Annotated in this window: 29 protein-coding genes; 12 read left to right on the top strand and 17 right to left on the bottom strand. The window is 61.4% G+C overall.

Features of this window, described 5'->3' with window-relative positions; all coding sequences use genetic code 11:
* Positions 1-2: 2 nt before the first annotated feature.
* Genes P0648_RS06910 through P0648_RS06925 form a run of 4 tightly spaced genes read right to left on the bottom strand, consistent with a single transcriptional unit; the run spans position 3 to position 1,438 of the window.
* Positions 3-185 (bottom strand): RNA-protein complex protein Nop10, encoded by a 183-nt coding sequence (locus P0648_RS06910; RefSeq protein WP_276248002.1) that lies wholly within the window; start codon positions 183-185, stop codon positions 3-5.
* Positions 182-982 carry a translation initiation factor IF-2 subunit alpha gene (locus P0648_RS06915; RefSeq protein WP_276248001.1) on the bottom strand — a complete coding sequence of 267 codons (801 nt, stop codon included), beginning with the start codon at positions 980-982 and terminating at the stop codon, positions 182-184. The genes P0648_RS06910 and P0648_RS06915 overlap by 4 nt, the downstream gene beginning before the upstream one ends.
* Entirely contained in the window at positions 979-1,152 is a 174-nt protein-coding gene (locus tag P0648_RS06920; RefSeq protein WP_276248000.1) for a 30S ribosomal protein S27e, read from the bottom strand. Before P0648_RS06920 ends, P0648_RS06915 begins: the two co-directional genes overlap by 4 nt.
* A 4-nt stretch (positions 1,153-1,156) precedes the next feature.
* Complete coding sequence (locus tag P0648_RS06925) at positions 1,157-1,438, bottom strand: 50S ribosomal protein L44e (RefSeq protein WP_276247999.1); 282 nt, start codon at positions 1,436-1,438, stop codon at positions 1,157-1,159.
* Positions 1,439-1,704: 266 nt separating this feature from the next.
* On the opposite strand from P0648_RS06925, the gene P0648_RS06930 reads away from it, so the two are divergent.
* Positions 1,705-2,598: an alpha/beta hydrolase gene (locus tag P0648_RS06930; protein ID WP_277505726.1), complete on the top strand. Its 894-nt coding sequence runs from the start codon at positions 1,705-1,707 to the stop codon at positions 2,596-2,598.
* Positions 2,599-2,605: 7 nt separating this feature from the next.
* Here P0648_RS06930 and P0648_RS06935 read toward each other — a convergent pair whose 3' ends face one another.
* Positions 2,606-2,989 carry a hypothetical protein gene (locus P0648_RS06935; protein WP_277505727.1) on the bottom strand — a complete coding sequence of 128 codons (384 nt, stop codon included), beginning with the start codon at positions 2,987-2,989 and terminating at the stop codon, positions 2,606-2,608.
* A gap of 132 nt (positions 2,990-3,121) precedes the next feature.
* On the opposite strand from P0648_RS06935, the gene P0648_RS06940 reads away from it, so the two are divergent.
* The 3 genes from P0648_RS06940 (at position 3,122) to P0648_RS06950 (ending at position 4,708) form a co-directional block, all read left to right on the top strand.
* Entirely contained in the window at positions 3,122-3,388 is a 267-nt protein-coding gene (locus P0648_RS06940) for an HAH_0734 family protein (protein WP_276247996.1), read from the top strand.
* Between the two features lie 99 nt (positions 3,389-3,487).
* Entirely contained in the window at positions 3,488-3,973 is a 486-nt protein-coding gene (locus P0648_RS06945; RefSeq protein WP_276247995.1) for a cupredoxin domain-containing protein, read from the top strand.
* Positions 3,974-4,021: 48 nt separating this feature from the next.
* A complete protein-coding gene (locus tag P0648_RS06950; RefSeq protein ID WP_276247994.1) occupies positions 4,022-4,708 on the top strand; it encodes a molybdopterin-binding protein in 687 nt (228 codons plus the stop codon).
* Here the strand turns inward: P0648_RS06950 and P0648_RS06955 are convergent.
* A complete protein-coding gene (locus P0648_RS06955; protein WP_276247993.1) occupies positions 4,705-4,833 on the bottom strand; it encodes a hypothetical protein in 129 nt (42 codons plus the stop codon). The genes P0648_RS06950 and P0648_RS06955 overlap by 4 nt on opposite strands.
* 45 nt (positions 4,834-4,878) lie before the next feature.
* The gene (locus P0648_RS06960) at positions 4,879-5,265 is read right to left on the bottom strand and encodes a hypothetical protein (RefSeq protein WP_277505730.1); all 387 of its coding nucleotides are present in this window, start codon (positions 5,263-5,265) and stop codon (positions 4,879-4,881) included.
* A gap of 114 nt (positions 5,266-5,379) precedes the next feature.
* Here P0648_RS06960 and P0648_RS06965 point away from each other — a divergent pair, with 114 nt between their 5' ends.
* Both P0648_RS06965 and P0648_RS06970 read left to right on the top strand, forming a co-directional pair.
* Complete coding sequence (locus P0648_RS06965) at positions 5,380-6,444, top strand: ATP-NAD kinase family protein (RefSeq protein ID WP_277505731.1); 1,065 nt, start codon at positions 5,380-5,382, stop codon at positions 6,442-6,444.
* Between the two features lie 86 nt (positions 6,445-6,530).
* Entirely contained in the window at positions 6,531-7,565 is a 1,035-nt protein-coding gene (locus P0648_RS06970; RefSeq protein WP_276247990.1) for a phosphate uptake regulator PhoU, read from the top strand.
* On the opposite strand, the gene P0648_RS06975 is transcribed toward P0648_RS06970, so the two are convergent.
* Both P0648_RS06975 and P0648_RS06980 read right to left on the bottom strand, forming a co-directional pair.
* Complete coding sequence (locus tag P0648_RS06975; RefSeq protein WP_369685676.1) at positions 7,566-7,931, bottom strand: hypothetical protein; 366 nt, start codon at positions 7,929-7,931, stop codon at positions 7,566-7,568.
* A gap of 105 nt (positions 7,932-8,036) precedes the next feature.
* The gene (locus P0648_RS06980) at positions 8,037-9,209 is read right to left on the bottom strand and encodes an LEA type 2 family protein (protein ID WP_277505733.1); all 1,173 of its coding nucleotides are present in this window, start codon (positions 9,207-9,209) and stop codon (positions 8,037-8,039) included.
* 96 nt (positions 9,210-9,305) lie between these two features.
* Between P0648_RS06980 and P0648_RS06985 the strand changes: the two genes are divergently transcribed.
* Genes P0648_RS06985 through P0648_RS06995 form a run of 3 tightly spaced genes read left to right on the top strand, consistent with a single transcriptional unit; the run spans position 9,306 to position 10,241 of the window.
* Positions 9,306-9,494, top strand: a complete 189-nt coding sequence (locus P0648_RS06985; protein WP_277505734.1) for a hypothetical protein — start codon at positions 9,306-9,308, stop codon at positions 9,492-9,494.
* A gap of 42 nt (positions 9,495-9,536) precedes the next feature.
* Positions 9,537-9,761: a hypothetical protein gene (locus P0648_RS06990; RefSeq protein WP_276247986.1), complete on the top strand. Its 225-nt coding sequence runs from the start codon at positions 9,537-9,539 to the stop codon at positions 9,759-9,761.
* A 45-nt stretch (positions 9,762-9,806) separates the two neighbouring features.
* Positions 9,807-10,241 carry an SRPBCC family protein gene (locus tag P0648_RS06995; RefSeq protein WP_276247985.1) on the top strand — a complete coding sequence of 145 codons (435 nt, stop codon included), beginning with the start codon at positions 9,807-9,809 and terminating at the stop codon, positions 10,239-10,241.
* A gap of 228 nt (positions 10,242-10,469) precedes the next feature.
* On the opposite strand, the gene P0648_RS07000 is transcribed toward P0648_RS06995, so the two are convergent.
* Positions 10,470-12,002, bottom strand: coding sequence for an aldehyde dehydrogenase family protein (locus tag P0648_RS07000; RefSeq protein WP_277505735.1), 1,533 nt, complete (start codon positions 12,000-12,002; stop codon positions 10,470-10,472).
* 47 nt (positions 12,003-12,049) lie between these two features.
* Positions 12,050-12,847, bottom strand: a complete 798-nt coding sequence (locus P0648_RS07005) for an RIO1 family regulatory kinase/ATPase (protein ID WP_276247983.1) — start codon at positions 12,845-12,847, stop codon at positions 12,050-12,052.
* Positions 12,848-12,997: 150 nt separating this feature from the next.
* Here P0648_RS07005 and P0648_RS07010 point away from each other — a divergent pair, with 150 nt between their 5' ends.
* Positions 12,998-14,140: an acyl-CoA dehydrogenase family protein gene (locus P0648_RS07010; RefSeq protein ID WP_276274430.1), complete on the top strand. Its 1,143-nt coding sequence runs from the start codon at positions 12,998-13,000 to the stop codon at positions 14,138-14,140.
* A gap of 99 nt (positions 14,141-14,239) precedes the next feature.
* Positions 14,240-16,648, top strand: coding sequence for a DUF4350 domain-containing protein (locus P0648_RS07015; RefSeq protein WP_277505738.1), 2,409 nt, complete (start codon positions 14,240-14,242; stop codon positions 16,646-16,648).
* Here P0648_RS07015 and P0648_RS07020 read toward each other — a convergent pair.
* From P0648_RS07020 to P0648_RS07040, 5 genes are all read right to left on the bottom strand, one after another.
* Entirely contained in the window at positions 16,642-17,238 is a 597-nt protein-coding gene (locus P0648_RS07020) for a hypothetical protein (RefSeq protein ID WP_277505739.1), read from the bottom strand. The genes P0648_RS07015 and P0648_RS07020 overlap by 7 nt on opposite strands.
* 85 nt (positions 17,239-17,323) lie before the next feature.
* A complete protein-coding gene (locus P0648_RS07025; protein ID WP_276247979.1) occupies positions 17,324-17,905 on the bottom strand; it encodes a hypothetical protein in 582 nt (193 codons plus the stop codon).
* A 65-nt stretch (positions 17,906-17,970) separates the two neighbouring features.
* Complete coding sequence (locus P0648_RS07030; RefSeq protein ID WP_277505740.1) at positions 17,971-19,227, bottom strand: Glu/Leu/Phe/Val dehydrogenase; 1,257 nt, start codon at positions 19,225-19,227, stop codon at positions 17,971-17,973.
* 63 nt (positions 19,228-19,290) lie between these two features.
* Positions 19,291-20,142, bottom strand: coding sequence for a CoA ester lyase (locus P0648_RS07035; protein WP_276247977.1), 852 nt, complete (start codon positions 20,140-20,142; stop codon positions 19,291-19,293).
* On the bottom strand, positions 20,094-20,612 hold the full coding sequence (locus P0648_RS07040; RefSeq protein ID WP_277505741.1) for a hypothetical protein: 519 nt from the start codon (positions 20,610-20,612) through the stop codon (positions 20,094-20,096). The genes P0648_RS07035 and P0648_RS07040 overlap by 49 nt, the downstream gene beginning before the upstream one ends.
* 124 nt (positions 20,613-20,736) lie before the next feature.
* Here P0648_RS07040 and P0648_RS07045 point away from each other — a divergent pair, with 124 nt between their 5' ends.
* Positions 20,737-21,207: a MaoC family dehydratase gene (locus P0648_RS07045; RefSeq protein ID WP_369685677.1), complete on the top strand. Its 471-nt coding sequence runs from the start codon at positions 20,737-20,739 to the stop codon at positions 21,205-21,207.
* A gap of 4 nt (positions 21,208-21,211) precedes the next feature.
* Here P0648_RS07045 and P0648_RS07050 read toward each other — a convergent pair whose 3' ends face one another.
* The gene (locus P0648_RS07050; protein WP_277505742.1) at positions 21,212-21,490 is read right to left on the bottom strand and encodes a DUF5658 family protein; all 279 of its coding nucleotides are present in this window, start codon (positions 21,488-21,490) and stop codon (positions 21,212-21,214) included.
* Positions 21,491-21,507 lie beyond the last annotated feature (17 nt).

Consider the following 21,507-nt stretch of genomic DNA (forward strand, 5'->3'; position numbering starts at 1 on the left):
CACTATTCGTGTGCTCTGCGTTTAAGAGCGCGTCGGTACTCGCCGTAGGGGTCTTCGGGGTTGAACTTCGCCGGGGCTGAGTTCACGGCCTTGGCGCCGCAAATCGGGCAGGTCGCAGAAAGCGTGTACACCGGGCGGTCGTGTGCGGTCGCACTCGCCGAACACACCCGGATGTCTGATTTCATTCGTCGTCTTCGTGGCGTTCGCGGTGGTAGAGCGCGGTGCCGCCGTGGGACTCGATGTAGTCCTTTGCTCGCCCGGCGCTCGCTTCGAGGGCGTCCTCTGCGAGTTTGTAGTCGGGCGCTTTCACCTTGATGCGGTATTCGGGCGACCCGACGTAGGTGACGCCGAGTTCGATGTCGTCGGGGAGGTCCGCGTCCTCCTCGGCCGCCTTCAGCGCCTCTTTGAGGACGTCCACGCCGTCCGGGGCCGGACAGCGCAGGTCGATGTAGCCCGTGACGTTGACGTACGGAACAGAGACGTTCTCGCGAGCGGATTCGACGATTGCGCTCACTTCGTCGTCGTCTAAGTCGGTGTCCTCGAGGGCACTCGCGCCGTGGATTGCGGCGGCCTCGAAGCCAGCGTAGAGGCTTCCGTACTCGTCGAGCAGTTCGTTGGCGATGGATGCGTACTCCTCGTCTGCGATGTCCTCACCGAAGGCGATGAGCATCCACTTGTCTGCTTTCTGCTCGTTTTTCCAGTCCTGAATCTTGTCTTTGCGCTGGTGGTCGTTTACGTCCTTGATAGAGAGGTCGATCTGCTGGGAGTTCTCGTCGACCGAGAGCACCTTACAGACGACGGTCTGTCCTTCACGGACGTGGTCACGAACGTTCTTGATCCATCCGCTGGCCACCTCGCTGATGTGGACGAGTCCGCGCTTTTCGTCGTACTCCTGGAGGTCGATGAACACACCGAAGTTCTCGATGTCTTCTACCTTTCCGACGACGAGTTCGCCCGGCTCGGGCCAGCCGCTGTATTTCATCGTGACTCGACGACCTCTGTGACCTCACCCTCGATGGTCGCCTTGCCGCCGGTCGGACGGGCGAGCGTGTGCCCGCAGACGGCGCAGGCGACTTCCGTGGCCGCGCGTTCGAAGAGGGTCTGTTCGTTCTCGCAATCTGCGCATTTGACGGTGATGAAGGCTCCTGCCATGAGATTACTCCTGGAACTCGAGCTTCCCAGCACGCCAGCCGGCGCGGAGGTGGGCCTTCCCGCAGTCGCTGCAGCGGTACTTGAGGTTCACTTTCTTCGTTGGCTTGTCGCCACCAGGCACCTTGGAGAACTTGCCTGCGTTACCGATCGTGGCTTTGCCACGGGCACGCTGGCGGTCGATCCACTTCATCCCGGTTTCGCGACCGCGACGAACTTTCTCGACTTCGTGTTCGTGGTGCGTTTGGCAATGCGGACAGTACGTATTGAAGCGTCGTGGCATCTGCATAGCTAATCCCTTATGCTGGCGTAACGTGCCACGCCTTAAAACGCATTTGGTTTTCCCGTGTCTCACGCACGTGTCGCCCCGTCGCCTTCCGCGGGTCCGCGACGGCGTAACCCATCACAGCTATTGGCATACATGGGTGGAACGTGTTTATTATTCACCCCGGTAGTTCTATTAGATAATTTTATAATAATTTTATCTGTAACAAAAACTGTTCGTCACGCGACGGGCAGTCGGCCAGTTCGCAAACCACTACACGCTACCAACGAATGAAACGACGCAACTTCCTCAAACGCACCGGCATCGCAGCGACAGGACTCACCGCACTCGGCGCGACCACCGCCTCGGCGGCCACGTACGTTCCGGTGGTCTCGACGCGCGGCCACTTCGACGACGACGCCAACCTCACGGCGGGTCACACGGCGACCGATTACGACACCGACGGCACGGTTCCCGGCATCGACACGAGCTGTGTCTCCGACATGACCGTCTTCGTCCACGGTTGGGACAAGAAGGGTTCGGACAGCGACGCGGAGGCAGCCGCCGAGGACAAGATGGAACACGCAGACAGCCAACTCGACGCTAACGGCTACTGGGGAACCACCATCGGCTATAGCTGGGACAACAACAAGGGCGGGGGCGGCGACTACGGCTGGAACGAATCACAGGACATCGCCCAGCAAAATGGCCCAAAACTCGCCCAGTTCCTCCTCGATTACAAGTACTACTGTGGGGGCACCGTCCGCATCGTCGCCCACTCGCTCGGCGCGCACGTCACCTTCAGCGCCCTCGAAACGCTCGACGTGAGTTCCGACTGGGACCAGTACGGCTACGAAATCGACTCGGTCCATCTGATTGGCGCGGCCGTCGACAACGAGCGCCCGACGCTCGAACACGGCGACGGCTACTACGCAGTGGCAAACGAGACCCGAGCGACGTTCAACTACTACAGCAACGACGACAGCACGCTCAGTTGGGCCTACAACTCCTTCGAGTTCGACCAGGCGCTGGGTGAAACTGGCAAGGAATCGGGCAACACCGCGCCCGGTAACTACTGGGACTACGACGCCACCTCACAGGTTGGGAGCAACCACTCCGGCTATCTCGACAACGTCTCCGACGAAATCGTCTACCACATGGACAACGTCGCGAGTTACGAGTAACGACCCGTTACCGGGTCTGGACGCATTCACCACTATTTTCGACCGATTCGTCGGTGAGCCGGACGGTCGAATCGAGGAGCGCGCAGGTCGCCGCGTTCCAGGCGAGTTCCGTCCCCCAGTCGCTCCCGGAAACGGTCACTGTGTACTCGCGCTGGTCCGTGACCTCGAATTCGAACGCTCGACTCACGCTGGCGTCGATTCGGTCGGTTTCCTCGTCCACGACGGTTCCCTCTTCGTCCGTGACCTTCACGGTCACGTCGACCGGACCGGTGCGTTCGTTTCGAACGTCGAGCGTGAGCGTGCTCTCTGACGGTCCATCCCGGTCGGTAACGAGCGAACAGCCGGACAGCGCAACAGCGCAGGCGAGAAGAAACGGACGACGACCGTACATTTCCGGAATATACAATCGCTCAGGAGTTAATGTTGGCGAGACTATATTTCTCACGGCGGATGGCAAATTGGAGCGTATGGCTGGCCACCGGCAACCGACAGTATAATTTCACCGTCGCCCAAACCGACGACCATGAAGCGGCTCATCATCCACGGGGACCCCGGCATCCGCAAGGGTGGTATCATCAACTACGACGGTCAAGAGATGGTCTGTTTCGGCGTCGCACGACAGGGTGACTACCACGGCCCGGACCGCGTCCAGCTCTGGTGTACCATCGGCACGGCAGACGAACAGGAAGCCTTCGAGCGCCGGGAGTTCATCCCGATGCACCTCGAAGTCGATGCAATCGACGCCTCAGAAGTGGACGTCGTCAAGGCAAAAGGCGACCTCGCTATCTGACCGGGCAGGATTTCTTCAACTGCAATTCGCTATCTCGCGTAGTCTCACGTGCTGAGACCCGACGATGAGCCTATCCTCACAGCCCGCGTACACTACCCTATGGCCAGCACGAAGGCTGCGTCAACTGGGGTACTGCGTGGGGAACTGGGGACGGCCGACCGTCGTACCTTCCTGAAAGCGACTGGGGGCCTCGCCGTCGTCGCGCTCGCCGGCTGTACTGGCGGGACGGGTGCAACTGCTGACACAGAAGTGGACGTCACGCTCAACGACTTCGACATCATCCTGAGTGACGACTCCGTGGAGGCCGGGCGCATCCAGTTCAATATCACGAACGATGGGCCCTCTGTCCACGAATTCGTCGTGCTACGGACGGAGATTCCCGCGGCTGAGTTACCGACCGACGAGAACGGCGATGTAGACGAAGCCGGTGCACCGGGCATCGAACTCGTAGACGAGGTAGAGGACCTGGAGACTGGAGACACGGCGACCCTGACCGTCGATATGGAAGCGGGACACTACGCACTCATCTGCAACCTCCCGGCCCACTACAGACTCGGGATGTTCACGGACTTCGACGTCAGGTAACTCGCTGCTAACTGTGGATTTTTACGACCCCCACTCCTACCGAGCGGTATGCGCGTCGCCCTGGTCTCCGTCGGTGATGAGATACTCGCTGGAGACACCGTCAACACGAACGCCACCTGGCTCTCCCAGCAATTGGCCGCGCGCGGTGTCACGGTCGAACGCGTGACCACCGTCCCCGACCGGGTTGCCGACATCGCCCGCGTGGTCAACGAATACCACGCCGAGTACGACGCCGTCCTCGTTACGGGCGGACTTGGACCGACCCACGACGACCTGACGATGGCCGGCATTGCCGCCGCGTTCGGAAAGTCCGTCGAACCACACGACGAAGCTCTCGAATGGCTCACGACGCACGGCGGCTACTCGCGCGACGACCTCGCGACGGGGACCGCCCACCTGCCCTCGGGAGCGCGAATGCTCCCCAACGAAGTCGGCGTCGCCCCCGGCTGCGTGGTCGAGTCGGTGTACGTCTTCCCCGGTGTCCCAGCGGAGATGAAGGCGATGTTCGACCTCGTCGCGGACGAGTTCGCGGGAACGAAACGCTACACCGATCAGGTCGTCGCCGCCGAACCCGAGAGCGCGCTCATCGACCGGATGAACGAGGTTCAAGCGAAGTTCGGCGTCAAGGTCGGCAGCTATCCAGGCGAGAACGTTCGCATCAAGCTCGAAAGCGAGGACGAAGACGCGGTCGCTGCGGCGAAAGCGTGGCTACGAGAACGCGTGACAGAAGCTTAGCGGTAGAGGTAGTACCACCAGCCGCCGACGAGGACGAGTCCGAGGACGCCCATCGCGCCTCCGATGAGGTTCATTTGTGCGGCCGTGAAGGCCGTTTCTCCCGCTTCGACGAGTGGAACAAACATGAAAAGTCGTTGCAAGCGGGTTCGCTTAAATGTTCATACGTTGGCTCAGCCACCGCCGCCGTCGAATCGCGCCCGACACTCCGTGACGAATTCGACGAGCGAACAGTCGACGTCGATGTCGAGCGAAACGATGATTGCTGCGTTCTCATCCGGATTGTCGAACGCGACCAGGACGGCCTCCTCGAACATCCGCACGGTCGCCTGGGGGGTCCCCATTGCGTACAGGTTTTCCTGATGGTCGTGGTCGATGGTGCTCAACACGAGTTCGTCCCTGATTCTGTCCAACTCTGCTGCATCGTACTGCTCTGCGACATCGTCGCGCATAACTGTCGAATGACGCTCATTTTCGGTGACGTATCCGACGACGCGGAGGCTGTCCCCGAATCGATACGTAGCGTACTCGACTATCTCATCTAATTCGTCTATCATCATCTGTTCCGTTCCTGTGTGGTGGCTCTAATCGGGTAGATTGACATAATAATTGGGCTTTGGTTCTCCCTCGCCGCCACCGCACCCCTTTTGTGTCGAACTCGCGCATGAACGACCATGCGACGCATCGGAGTGGTGGCGAATCCAATCGCCGGCATGGGCGGGCGCGTCGGCCTCAAGGGGACCGATGGCGCGGTCGAGCAGGCACGCGACCTCGGCGCGGAACCACGCTCGCCGGCTCGCGCTCGCGACGCCCTCGAAAGCCTCGCCAAACACGCCCCCGACGCGACGATTCTCACGGTCTCCGGGGAGATGGGTGAGGCCGCAGCGAGGGCCGCTGGCTTCACTCCCGAACTCGTCTCCGATGCACCCACTGACACCACTGCCGCGGACACTCGGGAAGCCGTCAGGCGGTTCGTCGAAGCTGACGTGGACCTCGTCCTGTTCGCTGGCGGCGATGGCACCGCTGTGGACGTCGCCGAGACGCTCGCCGAGTTGGATGCGGAGACGCCAATACTTGGCATTCCGACCGGTGTGAAAATCTACTCCGCCGTGTTCGCCGTCTCGCCGAGTGCGGCAGGGCGCATCGCCGCCACCTTCGACCGCGTCGAATCGAGCGAAGTGATGGACTTAGACGAGGCCGCTTACCGCGATGGCGAGGTGCGCGCGGAACTCAAAGGTGTGGTGAACGTCCCGGTTGCAGACGACCGCCAGTCGTCGAAACAACTCTCTTCTGGAACCATCGAGACGCTCGTCGATGGGTTCGTCGCAGACATCGACCCGGCGGTCCCCTACGTCCTCGGTCCCGGCAGCACCGTGGGCGCAATCAAAGACGCGCTCGGGTTCGACGGGTCGCCACTGGGCGTCGACGTCTGGCGAGACGGGGAGGTACTCGTCACCGACGGCAACGAAGCGCAGATTCTCGACGCCCTCGGAGCACAAAATCGCATCGTCGTCTCCCCCATCGGTGGGCAGGGATTCATCTTTGGGCGGGGGAACCACCAGTTGTCTCCCGCCGTCATTCGCCAGTGCGACGTCGACGTCGTCGGGTCGCGAGCGAAGATAGACGACATCGGCGTGCTGCGTGTTGACACGGGAGATTCGGCGCTCGACGAGGAATTAAAGGGCTGGTATCGCGTTCGCGTCGGTCGATTCGAACACCGAATGCTGAAAGCCGTTTAACACCCTCTTAGGCCCTAGTACGGAGAACAAGGTGGATTATTCCCATATGGTGAGATATAAGGTAGTCCGAATAGAGAAGATTCCGTATGGAGACACGTAAGGTACAGCGACTCGGACCCTCGACTCTGGCGATGACGTTGCCCGCGGAATGGGCAAAGGCACACGGAGTCGAGAAGGGCGATGAGGTGACGATTCGGATGGGCGGAAAGGGTACACTCACGGTCATGCCGGAGTCGGCACAGACCGAGGAGTCTGAGGCTATCATCCACGCGAAGAACCTCGACGCAGATTCCGTCGAGCGGGCAATCGTCGCGCAGTACGTCCTCGGCCGCCGGGTAATCCACGTGGAAGCTGACGAGGGTGAGACCCTCACCAGCGCCCACATCAACGCGGTGTACAACGCGGAGACCCAGCTCATGGGCCTCGGCGTCATCGAGGAGACCCCAGACCGCATCGCCATCCGCTGTTCTGTTGACCCTGAAGATTTCACACTCGACAATCTCTTAGAACGCCTCGAATCGACCGGCTCTACGATGCGAAACGAGGCAGTAAAGGCCCTCGCGCACGGCAACCCGGACCTCGCCCAGCGCGCCCTGAACCGCGAGCGACAGGCGAACAAAATCTTCGTCCTGCTGCTTCGCCTCATCTTCACCGCCTACCAGAACCCCAACCTCGCCCGCGCCGTGGGCCTCGCCGATGGCTTCCCGCTCATCGGCTACCGCTCTATCGCGAAGAACCTCGAACTCACGGCCGACAACGCAGAGGACATCGCGAAGACCGTCATCGAGACGGACGGCCACACCCTGAACGTCGACTCCGCGACGATGCGCCGCATCCGCGAGTTTACGGACCAGGTGAACGAAATCACGGAGCTCGCCGTCCGTTCTGCGGTCGAACGCGACTTCGAGATGACCATCGAGGTCAGGAAGATGTTCGCAGAAATCGGCGACAAGGAACACGAGATCCTGAACGACCTCCCGGAGATGTCGAATAAGGACCTCCTGCAGGTCCGAGAAGTGCTCGTGAGCCTCCAGCAGACGGCTCAGTACGCCGTCCGTAACGCCGAAATCGCGACGAACCTCGCGCTCAACGAGGAATCTGAGCACACGACGATTCGATAGCTACCCTTTTTTCACCGTCAGTGGATTTCGGCGCGTGATTTTGCACGCGAAGGTCGGATGTTCGGCGAAGTGACGCACCAGCATGTGCCGACGCGACCCGGTGATGCCGGTCCGACCGACGTCGTTTGCGGTGAACGCCGCTGGTAACCGCTCGTACAGGCGTTCCAGTTCCTCGAAACTGCGGAACACCTTGGCGTTCCCGCCGGAGGTCGCGCCGCGGCGACTCACGCGGTAGGTGCCGTTCTCACGATACTCGCCGACGGTGCGGAAGAACTCTTCGCGGTGGTGTAACGCCTCGCCGATTTCGTCGTGCAACTGTCGGGCGACCGAGCGTGGCAACTCGTGGGTGTCGCCGTCTATCGTCAGGATAATCGATTCGCCGTCTGCCGTTACGCGTTGCTCACGGGAGAAGAACGCGACCAGGAGCCTGGGTACTCCGTGTCATTGTATTCCAACGTAGACGGTGGGGGATTAAAATGCTATCGCCGGGCCAGCCCAGAGCACGCGCGTTCCGAGGGGCAGGTCGAGGATGCCACCGTCTTCGGTGGTCGTCGGTTGGCTGGTGGTCGTCTCCTCGGTGGCGGTCGTCGCTTCTGATTCACTCGTCGTCGTTCCGTCGGTCGTGGTGGACTGGGCACCGTCTCCAGCAGAGGTGTCGCTGCTCGCGTTCGTTTCGATGTCCGTCTGGTCTTTGGTCCCGAAGATGTCCGTCTCGACGGTCTGGCTGTGGGTCAACTGGTCGAGTGGGAGGCGGACGGTTGGGCCGCTCTGCCCGAGTTGCACCTTCGCGTAGAAGTCGATGCGCAGTTCCGACACCTGGTCGTTTCGCAGGTGCGAGGCCCACCAGTCGTCGAGGAGCTGGTTGTTGATGTTCGCCTTCGTCTGGACCGTCTCGGTGGCCCCGCCAGGGATGACGTAGGAGCGGTCCGTCGTCCCCTCACCGACTGTGATGCCGTTCATCGTCACCGTGTAGCCGAGTTCGGTGATGGTGTAGGGCGTGAGTTTGGGGTTGTACATCTTGAATCGCAGGTCGATTGGCGTCTTCTGTTGGGTCACCGTGCCCCACTCGGCGCTCGTCTGGTTGATGTAGAGGACTGGGTCGGAGATGAGCGCCTGATTCGCGTCGATACGTCGGGTCTCGTCCGAGTTGAACTGCCCGATGAGGTTCGTGTTCACCTGCTGGGATTGGGGGACGTTGAACGAGCGCCCGAGCAGCGAGGAGTGAACCGTCGCGTCGATGTTCACGTTCGTCGTCTCGTTGTTCTGGATGTGCGTGACCCACCACGCGGGAATCTTCTCGTTGTCCATTTGCGTTTCGAACTGGAGGGTGGTGTTGCCCCGGTCGATGTTTAGCCCCTCTTTTTGCCCACTGGCGATGGAGACGTCGTTCATCGCCACGTCGTACTCGACCGACGTACCGCCGAGTTGGAGGTTTATCGGGTTCGGATTGTTCACCACGAGGTCGGTCTGAATCTGTGTCGCCGTGTCGCTCACGCCGGTAAACCGGTTTTCGACGGCGACGACGCCCGGAACGCCGACGATACCGAGCGCCCACGCACCGCCGACGCTGGCGCTGAGCAGGCCGACCACGGCGACGACGACCTTGAGTTTACTGCCAAAGAAGAGTGTCTTTGCCCCTGCCATTATCCAGAGGTGAGTGCGCAGTCGCGTAAAATTCTTCTGTCGTCTCCCGCCGCCGGAAAAGAATGAACTAAGACCCTCCTGCTGCTACCTCCTCTCATGACCGCAGATTCCGCCGCAGCCACGGACAAGGGCGTCGGCATGGCCATGCTCTTTGGCGCGCTCGCACTGCTCGGAGCACTCGCGATGTACGTCTTCCCAGAGACACTGAACGCCGCCTACGGCTTCGCCGCCGCCATGGTGTTTGGGAGCATTCTGATTGGATTATTACACTTCTACGGGAACTGACTCGGTAACCGTTAAACCTCTGTACGTCCTATTGACCCGGTGATGACAGACTTCACAGATGAGGACCTGCGAATTCTCGCACACCTTCGCGAGAGCGTTGCCAAGGGGGAACGCTACTTCCGCGCGAAGCACATCGCAGACCAGATTGGGCTCACCGCAAAGCAGGTCGGAGTCCGTCTCCCACGCCTTTCTGAGAAGTCAGAAGACATCGAGATCGAAAAGTGGGGACGTGCCCGGTCTACGACGTGGCGCGTGACGCTTGGCTAACCAGTCAGCGCCTTTTTTAAGCGACGAGCAAGTAGGGACAGTCGTATGACCGTCCGGGTTGCAGAAACGTTCGAGTTGCCCGCCACGCCCGCGCGCGTCTGGGAGTTCATCGCAGACCCGGCCAAACGCGCAGAGTACATCAGCGTCGTCGATTCGTACACCATCGACGACGACGAGGGGACGAAAGCGACGTGGCAGATTAGCATCCCGATTCCGTTCATCGACAAGACCGTCCCAGTCCGAACTGAGGACGTAAAACGCGAGGAACCCGAGTACATCAAGTTCGTCGGTCGGTCGTCGGTGATGCACGTCGTGGGCGAACACGAACTCACGGAGACCGAAAACGGGACGAAATTGGAAAACCGGTTCGTCGTCGAGGGGAAGGTCCCCGGCGTCGAACGCTTCTTCAAGCGCAATCTCTCGAAGGAGCTGAAGAACTTAGAGGCCGCCCTGCTCGAAGACCTGAAAACCTCCGCGTAACCGGACGACGGTTGCCCGATGCACCGCATTTAAATGTCGTGAGTGCCTTCCAACAGGTACCGGTACGACGCTTTTCTCGTCAATCCGGTAACTAACGCACCGCCACTCGTGGACTGCGATGGCCTCGGTCCACACGACGCTCGCCGCAGCGTCACCCGGCTGCGTCGCGTGCAGGGGCGCACACGCGACACGGCCCACACTTCGCCTCGAACCGCTCTTACACTTCACCTACGAGTCTTGCGTCTTGATATCAGCAGAGAGTCCTTGCGCCATCCGAATCTCCTTCGAGTTGTTGAGCGTCCACGCTGTCCGTTCGGTGACGGCTTCGATGATTTCGCGGGCCGAAGGATAGCCATTCCCTGATTTCTTGACGCCGCCGAACGGGAGGTGGACCTCTGCGCCGATACACGGGAGGTTCCCGTAGGACAGGCCCACCTCCGCGTGGTCACGGAAGTAGTTGATTTCGCGGTAGTCCTCGGAGATGATGGCTCCCGCCAGTCCGTACTCGGTGTCGTTGTGCATCGCCACCGCTTCCTCGATGTCACCTGCGTACGTGAGCAGCGCAACGTGCGGGCCGAACACTTCTTCGCGGATGACGCGCACGTCCGGGCCGTACTCGATTTCGTAGACCAGCGGGCCGACCCAGTAGCCGTCCTCGTGGCCCGCTGGAATCTCGCTTGCGTCGAGGTCCGTGCGGTCTACGAGCACGGTTGCGCCCTCTTTTATCGCGAGGTCGCGGTACTGGCGAATCTTTTCGACGTGGTCTGGCTCGATGGCCGGCCCCATGAAGGTGTTCTCGTCGAGTGGGTCACCGACCGAAATCTGCTCGGCGAGTTCGACGAACCGTTCTTTGAACTCGTCGTAGATGTCCTCGTGGACGATGAGGCGTTCCGACGAGACACATCGCTGACCGGTCGTCTTGAACGACGACATGATGGCCGAGTGAACGGCGATGTCGAGGTCTGCGTTCGCGGTGATGACGATGCCGTTTTTCCCGCCCATCTCACAGGCCGCGAGCTTTCCGGGCTGGGCGGCCGCAATCTGGGCGACCTTCTGGCCGACTTCGGCGGATCCCGTGAACAACACCGTCTTTACGTCCTCGTGTTCGCTGATGGCGGCCCCGGCGTCGCCAAATCCCTGGACCATGTTGAACACACCGTCGGGGATGCCCGCGTCCTCGAACATCTCTGCGATGATTTGCCCACACCACGGCGTCTGTTCAGCCGGTTTCCAGACCACCGTATTCCCTTCGACGAGCGCGACGGCCATGTGCCAGAACGGGATGGCCACGGGGAAGTTCCACGGTGTGATACAGCCAACGACACCTCTCGGCTTACGGCGCATGTAGGCGTCCTTGCTCGGAATCTCCGAGGGAATCACGTCCCCTTTCGGGTGGCGGGCGTCGCCTGCGGCCCACTCCACCATGTGGTAGGCTTCGACCACGTCGGCCCGGCCTTCCGAGATTTCTTTGCCGCACTCCTTGGTGACGATTTCTGCGAGCTCGTCGGTGCGTTCTCGCATCTCATGGTAGATGTCCCAGAGATACTCCGCGCGGTCGATGTGCGAAAGATTGCGCCACTCCTCGAAGGCGGCTGTGGCGGCGTCGACGGCCGCGTCAACGTCCGCCGGCGTCCCCTTCGCGAACTCACCGAGCACCTCGCCCGTCGCTGGGTTTAGACTCTCGAACGTCTCCCCTCCTGCACCCTCGGTCCACTTCCCGCCGATGTAGTGGCGGAAGGTTCCTGTTGCCTGCTGGCTCATACCACTGGAAAACTAGCACTGGCAGGCTGAAATACTCACCTCTGGGGTTAGCTGGCCTGTTTTTCGATTTCGCCTTTCACCGCGCTGGCGTCGAAATCGTGGTCCGGGCGCATGTTGATAAAGTCTAAGAACTCACGGGCGGCGAGCACCTCTTCTATCGAGTAGCTGTCGAGGGCCGAATCGACGGCGGGGCCGGCCCCGATGATGGGTTCGAGCGCGGCGAGCCCGCACGCGAGGTCGTAGGACCGAGCGTCCGCGAGGCCGGATTCTTTGACGTTCGTCGCATCGATGAAGTAGAGCGTGTTGTTCGCGATGAGGACGTTTTCCCCCCGCAGGTCGCCGTGGGCGAGGCGGTTGTCGTGCATCGTCGCGAGCGCCTCGAACAGGTCGGGAGCGTAGGAAAGTGCTTCACGGCGGTCGAGTTCGTTCAGCGTCCGGAACTCGGGGAGATATTCGAGGACGAGGATGCCGAGGTCTTCGAACTCGAAGGCCTCAATCGGTTCGGGGGCGTCGATGCCGATTTCCCGCAGTTTCTTCGTCGCCTCGAACTCGTGTTCGGCCATGTCGTAGGCGGTGCCGTAGTGGTCGAAAAAGCCCTCCGTCCCGCTCGTGAACGCACCGATGTTACGGCCCGTCGTGAGCAGCGCGTGGACGAGCGAGTTCTGTTCGGTGATTATCTTCACGAACCACCGCTCGTTGACGACGCAGGGAGTAGAGAGCCAGTTGTCGGCTTCGAGAAATTCGACGTGCACGTCGTCTTCCCCGTACCGGTCTGCGATGGCTCTCGCGACCGACTCGAGTCGGTCCCATTCGACGCGCCCGCGGAGGAACCGCCTGAATGCCATTGCCCAGATACGGGGGTTCCGTCGGCATAGGTCTTCGCCAGAACGCTTATCCGAATCGTTCGCGGTGACACGGACTGTCCTACGTGGCGCTGTCGCACAATCTGTAATGATTGTCGGTGTTTTTATCTTCCGTTGACCGAATCTTTGGGTATGGATTTCAGTCTACCGAGCGAACACCGGATGATTCGCGACACCGTTCGAGACTTCTGCGACGAGGAAATCGTCCCTATCGCCCAGGAGATCGAGGACGAACACCGGTATCCTGCGGAAATCTTTGACGCCCTCGCCGACCTCGACATGATGGGCGTCCCCATCGCAGAGGAGTACGGCGGCCTCGGAGGCGACCAGCTCATGTACGCCCTCACGACCGAGGAAATCGGCCGCGCCTCCGGCTCCGTCGGTCTCTCCTACGCCGCCCACATCTCACTCGCCTCGAAACCCATCGAGATGTTCGGCACCGAAGCACAGAAAGAACGCTGGCTGCGCCCGCTCGCGACCGGTGAGTACATCGGGTCGTGGGCGCTCACCGAACCGGGCAGCGGCAGTGACGCCTCGAACATGGACACCACGGCCGTCAAAGATGGTGACGAGTGGGTCCTGAACGGCACGAAGCAGTTCATCACGAACGCGAGCGAAGCCGGGTCCGTCCTCGTAAAGGCGGTCACCGACCCCGGCGAGGGCTACGACGGCATCTCGACGTTCATCGTGGACCCGCGCAACGACGACGGCTTCGAGGTTACCACCATCTGGGACAAGATGGGTCTAAACGCCTCGCCGACCTGCGAGATTCAGTTCAACGACGTGCGCCTCCCCGAAGACCGCCTGCTCGGCGAGGAAGGCGAGGGCTGGAAGCAGACGATGAAGACGCTCAACGGCGGGCGCATCTCCATCGCCGCCCTCTCCGTGGGTATCGCACAGGGAGCCTACGAGGCGGCCCACCAGTACTCCAAAGAGCGCGAGCAGTTCGGCCAGCCAATCTCGAAGTTCGACGCCATCCGCGACAAAATCGTTTCGATGGACCGCAAAATCGAGCGTGCTCGCCTACTGACCCACAAGTCGGCGTGGCAGTACGACCAGGGCATGGACGTCACGAAGTCCTCCGCGCTCGCCAAGCTCGACGCGAGCGAGATTGCCCGCGAAGTCTCCGAGGACGCCGTGCAGGTGCTCGGCGGCTATGGCTACACCACTGACTTCGCCCCACAGCGGATGTACCGCGACGCGAAACTCATGGAAATCGGCGAGGGAACCTCCGAAATCCAGCACCTCGTCATCGGCCGCCAGCTCGGCCTGTAACGCGGCTCTCCTTCTTTCGGCTGGCAGTTCCCCGTGTCAATGTACGCCACCGCGAAGATAATATAACAAACTATAGGGGTGGAAAAAAGTGGCCAGTACATGCGTCGTCGTCAATTCGTAAGCACACTCGCAACGGCAACCGCGGCAACCACACTGGGCACCGCCTCCTTCAGTCGGGACGCGGTGGCCGTCTCCGGGACCATCGAAGACCTCGTCCTCGACTCCAGTTGTAGTCTGCTCGACTACCAGTACAACGAACTCGCAGACGGGTCGGTCGTCTCCGTCTGGGCGGAGGGCACGACCGAGAACGTGGACGCAGACGGAAACGGTGACGCCACCACCTACGGCGAGAACTCCCAGATTCCCGTCGTCGCGACCGACTGGAACACCGTCGGGTTCGGTGGCATCTTCGTCAACGACAGCGTCAACTGGCAGTACGGCAACGAGGAGTTCGTCCTGAACGTCTGGGACGACGCCCTCGGCGGCAGCGGGACCGTCCTCTGGGACGAGGGACACGGCCAGTACTACGACCTCGCGAGCGCGAGCGAGTTCGAGGACTACGCAGAGTCCAACGGGTACACCGTCACGGCCACGCAGAACCTCTCTGCCGACCTCGCCTCGGCGGACGCCGTCGTCATCACGGCACCCGGCACGGCGTTCACTCAGCAGGAACTTTCGGACCTCGGATCCTTCGTCTCCGGCGGTGGCTGGGTGTTCCTCCACAACGAATCCGACTACTCGAACTTCGACGAGACCCAAAATCTGAACGACATCGCGGGCTACCTCGAACTCGCCTATCGCTTCAACGACGACCAGTTACAGGACGACATCGTGAACGCGGGCGAGAACTACAAGCCCGTCACCGACGAGTTCAACGACGCCACCTTCCCGTACTTCGACGACCGTGCAGGACTTGGCCTCGACCCGACGGCGACGTACACGGTGGACGTGACGGCGGTCACCGACGGTGACACCGTGGACGTCCAGTTCGACGATGGCACGACCGAGAGCATCCGCATCCTCGGCATCGACACGCCCGAAACGTCCGCGAACAGCCAGTACGAGCGCGTCCAGGAGTGGGAGGGAATCGAGGACTCCTCGTACCTCGAAACGTGGGGTGCGAACGCCACCGACTACGCGACGGCCGAACTCTCGAACCAGACGGTGGACCTGCACTTCGACGCAAACGAACCCGTCCGCGACGCCTTCGGGCGCGTCCTCGGCTACATCACCTACGACGCCGGCAGCGGAACGCGCGACACGCTCTACAACGAGCAGGCCGTCGCAGACGGCTACGCCCGTGTCTACGACTCCGGATTCGCGAACCACGACTCGTTCATCACCGCCGAAACGAACGCCCGTGACGGCGCGACAGGTGTCTGGGGACAGAGCGACCCGAACAACAGCACCGAGATTCGCAACCGCGACGTAGACGACCTCTTCTTCCCGACGACGGCGAGCGTCAGAACAACCTCGGGCGCAGTGGACCCGGCCCGCGTCCCGGTGTTCGCAGAATCGTCTGCTTCGCAAGACCTCGATGGCGGTCACGACTACTCAGGCGACATCCCGCTCGTCGCCGTAGACGAGACGAACAGCGTGGCCGTGGTCGGCGGCCCGTTCGTCGACGAAGGGTACGAACTCGACGAGGGGTACGCGGTGGACACCTCGAACTACGAGAACTTCGTCTTCCTCACGAATCTCATCGATTACCTCGGGACGAACTCCGGTGACGTGCTCGTAGACGGCGGCCACGGCCAGTTCGGGACGACCTTCGGCCTCTCTGCCGAGGACACGGCCTACTACATGCGCTTCCTCGAAGGACAGGACATCGGACTCGCCGGAGTCAACGATATCACGGACGCGAACCTCTCCGAGGCGCGTGCGCTCGTCGTCACGACGCCGGAACGGTCGTTCACGTCCGCGGAAGTCAGCGCACTCGACACCTTCGTTGCGGACGGCGGCGCGGTCATTCTGATGGGCGACGGGAAAGTGACCGCCGACGCACGCGCGAACCTCAACGCACTCGCCGGGGACCTCGGCACGGACCTACGCCTGAACGAGGACCTCGTCACCGACGGCACGAACAACGTCGATTCCGACGCCGAGGTACCCGAGACGACGAACTTCGACACGTCCTTCCCGCTGTTCGCCGCCTACGGCAGCGGCGGGTCGAGTGGCGGGCAAATAGACGTCGCGCAGGTGCACGAAGATGCCGCAGGCAACGACAACGACAATCTGAACGACGAGTACGTCGTGTTCGAGAACGTCGGCTCAGGGTCGCTCGACCTGACCGACTGGACCGTCGAAGACGAGGTGGGCAAGACCTATGCCTTCCCGAGTGGCTTCTCGCTCGCCGCGGGCGCAACCGTCACGCTCCACACCGGCAGCGGGACGGACACCTCGTCTGACCTCTACTGGGGCAAAACGCAGGCCGTCTGGAACAACTCAGGTGATACGGTGTTCGTCTACGACGACGCCGGCAGTCTCGCAGAACAGCACAGCTACTGAGCCCGCAACTTGCGAATCAACTGTCGCTGGAGCAGTTTGATTCGTAGGTCGCGCAGGAAGGCGACGATGACGCGGTCCAGGCTGAGCGCGAACGCGGCGAACCCACCGAGGTAGATGACCTGCCAGAAGAAGTGCAGCGGCGGAATCTCGCCGCGCCCACCCACGACGTACATGAGGATGAACTGATGGACCGTCTCTTCGAAGATGCTGATGAACTCGGGCCACCCGTAGAGAACCATCACGGCCCCGAGAATCGCGATGGAGCTGTTCGTCATGTACTGTTCGCTGTCGAACCGCTTTGCGACGTGGAAATTTCGAATCTCGTGGACGCTCTTGAACGTCCGTGGATTCGCTTCGTACTGCCGATACAGTTCGACGAAAATCGCAGTAATTCCAATCCACGCGAGGAAGCCAAGCGCGAGCGTGCGCATCGGCTCGAGGAAGAGTCCGGGATGTGCGGGTCCCATCGTCTCCGCGAGAGACGTCGCTGCGTGCTCGACGAGAAAGTAGCCAAGCCCGATTGCGAGCAACAGCGCGACTGTCCCGCGTTTAGGATACACGAATCTGAACGTCCCCTTCCCCCGCTTCACGATGAAATTCTTACAGCCTGAAGGATAATAGCTGTATCTAACCTGTTCCTGATAAAACATTTATGCCCCAGTTTTCTGTTTCTTATCAGGCCTCAACGCGATCCTTGAACAGTTTGAACCGAAGGTCTCGCCACAGCGCGACGACCAGCCAGTCGAGGCCGATTGCGAAGGTGAAAAATCCCGCGAGAAACACGATGCCCCAGCCGACGTTCAGCGGATTTATCGCTCCAATCGTCCCCGTGACATGGAACTGAGCGACGACGCGCACCGTCCCCGCGTACGAGACGATGAACTTGCTCCAGCCGAGTACCACGACGAGCGCGACGACGACGAGCATGGCGAGGGTATTGCGGTACTGTTGCTCGTCGAATCGTTCGTGGGAGTGAAACGCCCGGACCTCCTCTCGGCTCATGAAGATGCGTGGATTCGCCTTGTACTGGCGGTATCCCTCACCGACGAGCGCCATTATCGACGTGAACGCCAACACGAACAGCGCGAGCGTGTGGACCGGTTCAGGAAACAGCGATGGATAGGTGGGGTGCAGAGTGCGAGAGAGCGGCCCCGTCGTGTGATTGACGAGGACGTATCCGAGCAAGAGCAGGAGTGCGACGACGACGGATCCTCGCTCGGGATAAATGAACCTGAAGGGACTCCTCTGTCTCGGCACGTTCGAACAGTTTCAGTGTCTAGAATAATAGACTTAGCGGTGACAAGAACGTGGATGCCGCGCGGTTATGGGAAGGTGCCGCCTTCTTCGAACGCCTTCACGACCCGGCGGATGGCGACGACGTACGCCGCCGTCCGGAAGTTTGGCAGGTCGTGTTTCTCGTAGGCGGACACGAGGTCGTCGAACGCCTTCACGATGACCGTTTCCAGTTCGTCGTTCACGCGCTCTTCTGCCCAGTAGAACCGCTGGCGGTTCTGGACCCACTCGAAGTAGGAGACGGTGACGCCGCCCGCGTTCGCGAGGATGTCGGGGAAGACGTGGACGTCGGCTTCAGTGAGAATGTCGTCTGCCTCCGGCGTGAGCGGCCCGTTCGCGGCCTCGACGATGACGTCCGCCTTCACGTCTTTCGCGAGGTCGCCGTCGATGGCGTTTTCGAGCGCCGCGGGGACGAGCAGGTCCACGTCGAGCGTGAGGAGGTCCTCGTTCGACAGCTCCTCGGTGGCTTCGTCGTACCCGGTGACCGACCCCGTGTCGTTCTTGAAGTCCTTGACGGCGCGGGCGTCTAGGCCGTCGGGGTTGTACACCGCACCCGAGGAGTCGCTCACGGCGACGATGTTTGCGCCGAGGTCCTCGATGAGGTAGGCGGCGATGGACCCGGCGTTCCCGTAGCCCTGGACCGCAACCGTCGCGCCTTTCATGTCCATGTCGAGGTAGTCGAACGCCTCGCGGGCGGTGAGCATGGTCGAGCGGCCGGTCGCCTCGACGCGCCCCTCGCTGCCGCCGCTTTCGAGGGCTTTCCCCGTCACGACGCCCGGCGCGGTCGTGTTCTCTAAGGTCTCGTAGGTGTCCTTAATCCAGTTCATCTCCCGCTGGCCCGTGTTCACGTCCGGTGCGGGGATGTCGCGGTCCTCTCCGATGAGCGGGCGCAGTTCCTTCGCGAACGACCGCGTGATGCGTTCTAGTTCACCTTCTGAGTATGCTTTCGGGTCGATGACGATGCCGCCCTTGCCGCCGCCGTAGGGGATGTCCACGACCGCACACTTGTACACCATCCACCCGGAGAGGGCCTTTACTTCGTCGCGGGTGACGCCCGGGTGGTACCGAATGCCACCCTTGTAGGGGCCACGGTCGCCGTTGAACTGCGACCGGAACGCTTTGAAAACGCCGATGCTCCCGTCGTCCATCTTCACACTCAAGTTCGTTTCGAGAACTCGTTCGGGGTGTTTGAGTCGTTCGAGAACGTCTTCGCGAACGTCGAGAAACTGAGACGCGTTGTCGATTTGCCGCTGAAGACTTTCGAATGGGTTCGCCTCTTCTGTCATACCTGTTAGAATGGAACACGCGACGGTTAAGCGTACCGGCAAATCTGCCGACAGTAGCCTCCCCTAGAGCAGATTTGCGGCCCGCGCTCGCTCGACAATCCGCTCTGCCTGCGCGATGAGTGGCGCGTCTATCATCTCGTCGTTGACACGGAACACCCCTCGGCCCTCCACGGCGGCCTCGTCGCGCGCAGTGAGGACGGTTTTTGCCCACTCGACGCGCTCGGGTTCGGGCGTGAACGCTTCGTTGATGACCGTCACCTGCGAGGGATGGATGGCCATCTTCCCGTCGTAGCCGAGCTGGATGGCGAACTCCGTCTCCGCTCTGAGTCCTTCCGTGTCGCGAATCGCCGTGTGGACCGTGTCGATGGCATCGACACCCGCGGCGCTCGCCGCGAGGACGGCGTGTTCACGGGCGTAGAGCACTTCGGTCCCCTCCTCGGTCCGGGTCGCGCCGAGGTCTGCGGCCAGGTCTTCTGCGCCGAAGACGAGCGCCGAAGTCGCGCTCGCGGCGGCGATGTCGGCTGCGTTCAGGACGCCTGCGGCCGATTCGACCAGCGAAAACACCGGGAGGTCGTACCCACGGTCCTGTAGCAGCTCATCGAGCGTGTCCACGTCGCCAGCTCCCGTCGCCTTCGGCAGCATGATAGCGTCGAGTCGTGAGTCCCCCTGCAGAATCCCGTCGAGGTCGTCCTCGGTGACGGTGCCGATGGGGTTCACGCGAACACAGACTTCGCAATCGGGGTCGAACTCGTCGTCGGTAAGGACGGCGGAGACGGCGTCGCGTGCCTCGGCTTTGCGCTCCGGTGCTACCGCGTCTTCCAAGTCGAAGATGACCACGTCAGCGCCGATACCGGGTGCTTTCCGCATCATTTCCGGGCGGTCGCCCGGGGAGAACAGAACGCTTCTGCGTGCCATACGGGTTCGTCGGGCGCGGGGATGTTGAACGTACCCTTCTCGGGGTTGGTCACGCCGCCGAGGACGAGCACTACCTCGTCGCCCGCGCTCAACTGGTTTTCCCCGGTCATCTGGATGGTAACCGCCGTGCCCTCGGCGCTTGGTGAGACGCCCTCGACGCTGTAGGTAAGTTGCTCGCTCGTCCGAATCCCGTCTATCGAACTCCTCCGGTCGATGCCCATCCGCGTGATGTCTGTCTTCTCGATACTGCTCACGTCGACGCCGCTGTCGCCGTAATCGACGGTGAGATTCGTAAAGCGTCCCTGGGTCTGCTCGTCGACGACGACGAACACCTTGTGGTTCGCGTCCGCGCCCGGCGCGGTGGGGTCGGCCTCGACGACGGCCGATGGTTCTGCGGTGACGACCCCGGCGAAGGTGGCCGTCACGGCGAGCGCTGCAATGAGAATCGTGCGTACACGGTTCGAATTCAAACTGTTCTGTCAAGTTCGGAACCGCCGCGCCGCTCCACCGCACGACGGCCCCGTCATGTGACGTGCCAACATATATCTACCATCGGTAAAGTCTTCTGGAAAATCGACGGGATTTTTCACCTCACTGCACGCAACTGGGACTATGACCGGCAGATATTACGAGGAGTTCGAGGTCGGGGAAACAATCGAACACGAGAAACATCGCACCGTCTCAGAGAGCGACAACCAGACGTTCTGCGACATGACGATGAACCAGCAACCGCTCCACCTGGATAAGGAGTTCGCCAAAGAGACGCAGTTCGGCCGTCGCCTCGTAAATGGGCTCTACACGATGAGCCTCGCCGTCGGCCTCACCATCCCCGACACCACCGACGGGACCATCGTGGCGAACCTCTCCTACGATAACGTCAGCCACCCGAAACCAGTGTTCCACGGCGACACGCTTCGGGCGCAGACCACGGTCACGGACAAACGCGAGACCTCGGACGGTGAACGCGGCGTCGTGACGATGCACGTCGAAGTGTTGAATCAGGACGACGAACTGGTCTGTGAGTTCGACCGGACCGCGCTGTCGCTCAAGAAACCATCCGAATAGCGACTCACATCACGTATAAAACGAGTGCCGTATTGATGCACACCGCCACGATGGACGGTGCTGCGAGTCCAACCGGGACCACAGGCGCGTATTGCGGCGGCGTGAGGAACCAGCACAGCAGTCCAATTCCGATTGCCACCGTCTTGAGTAACCCAAGTCCTGCGTATCCAAACAGCTCCATGGCGCGCACCGCCACGGGGTTCACTTCTGTCAGGCCGAGCTGAAGGCCGTACATCGTCAAGAGTACGTCCGCGATCATCGCACTGAGCACGACGAACCACATCTTGTACTGGACGGGAC

Source organism: Haladaptatus sp. DYSN1 (genome assembly GCF_029489995.1).
Taxonomy (GTDB): Archaea; Halobacteriota; Halobacteria; order Halobacteriales; family Halococcaceae; genus QDMS2.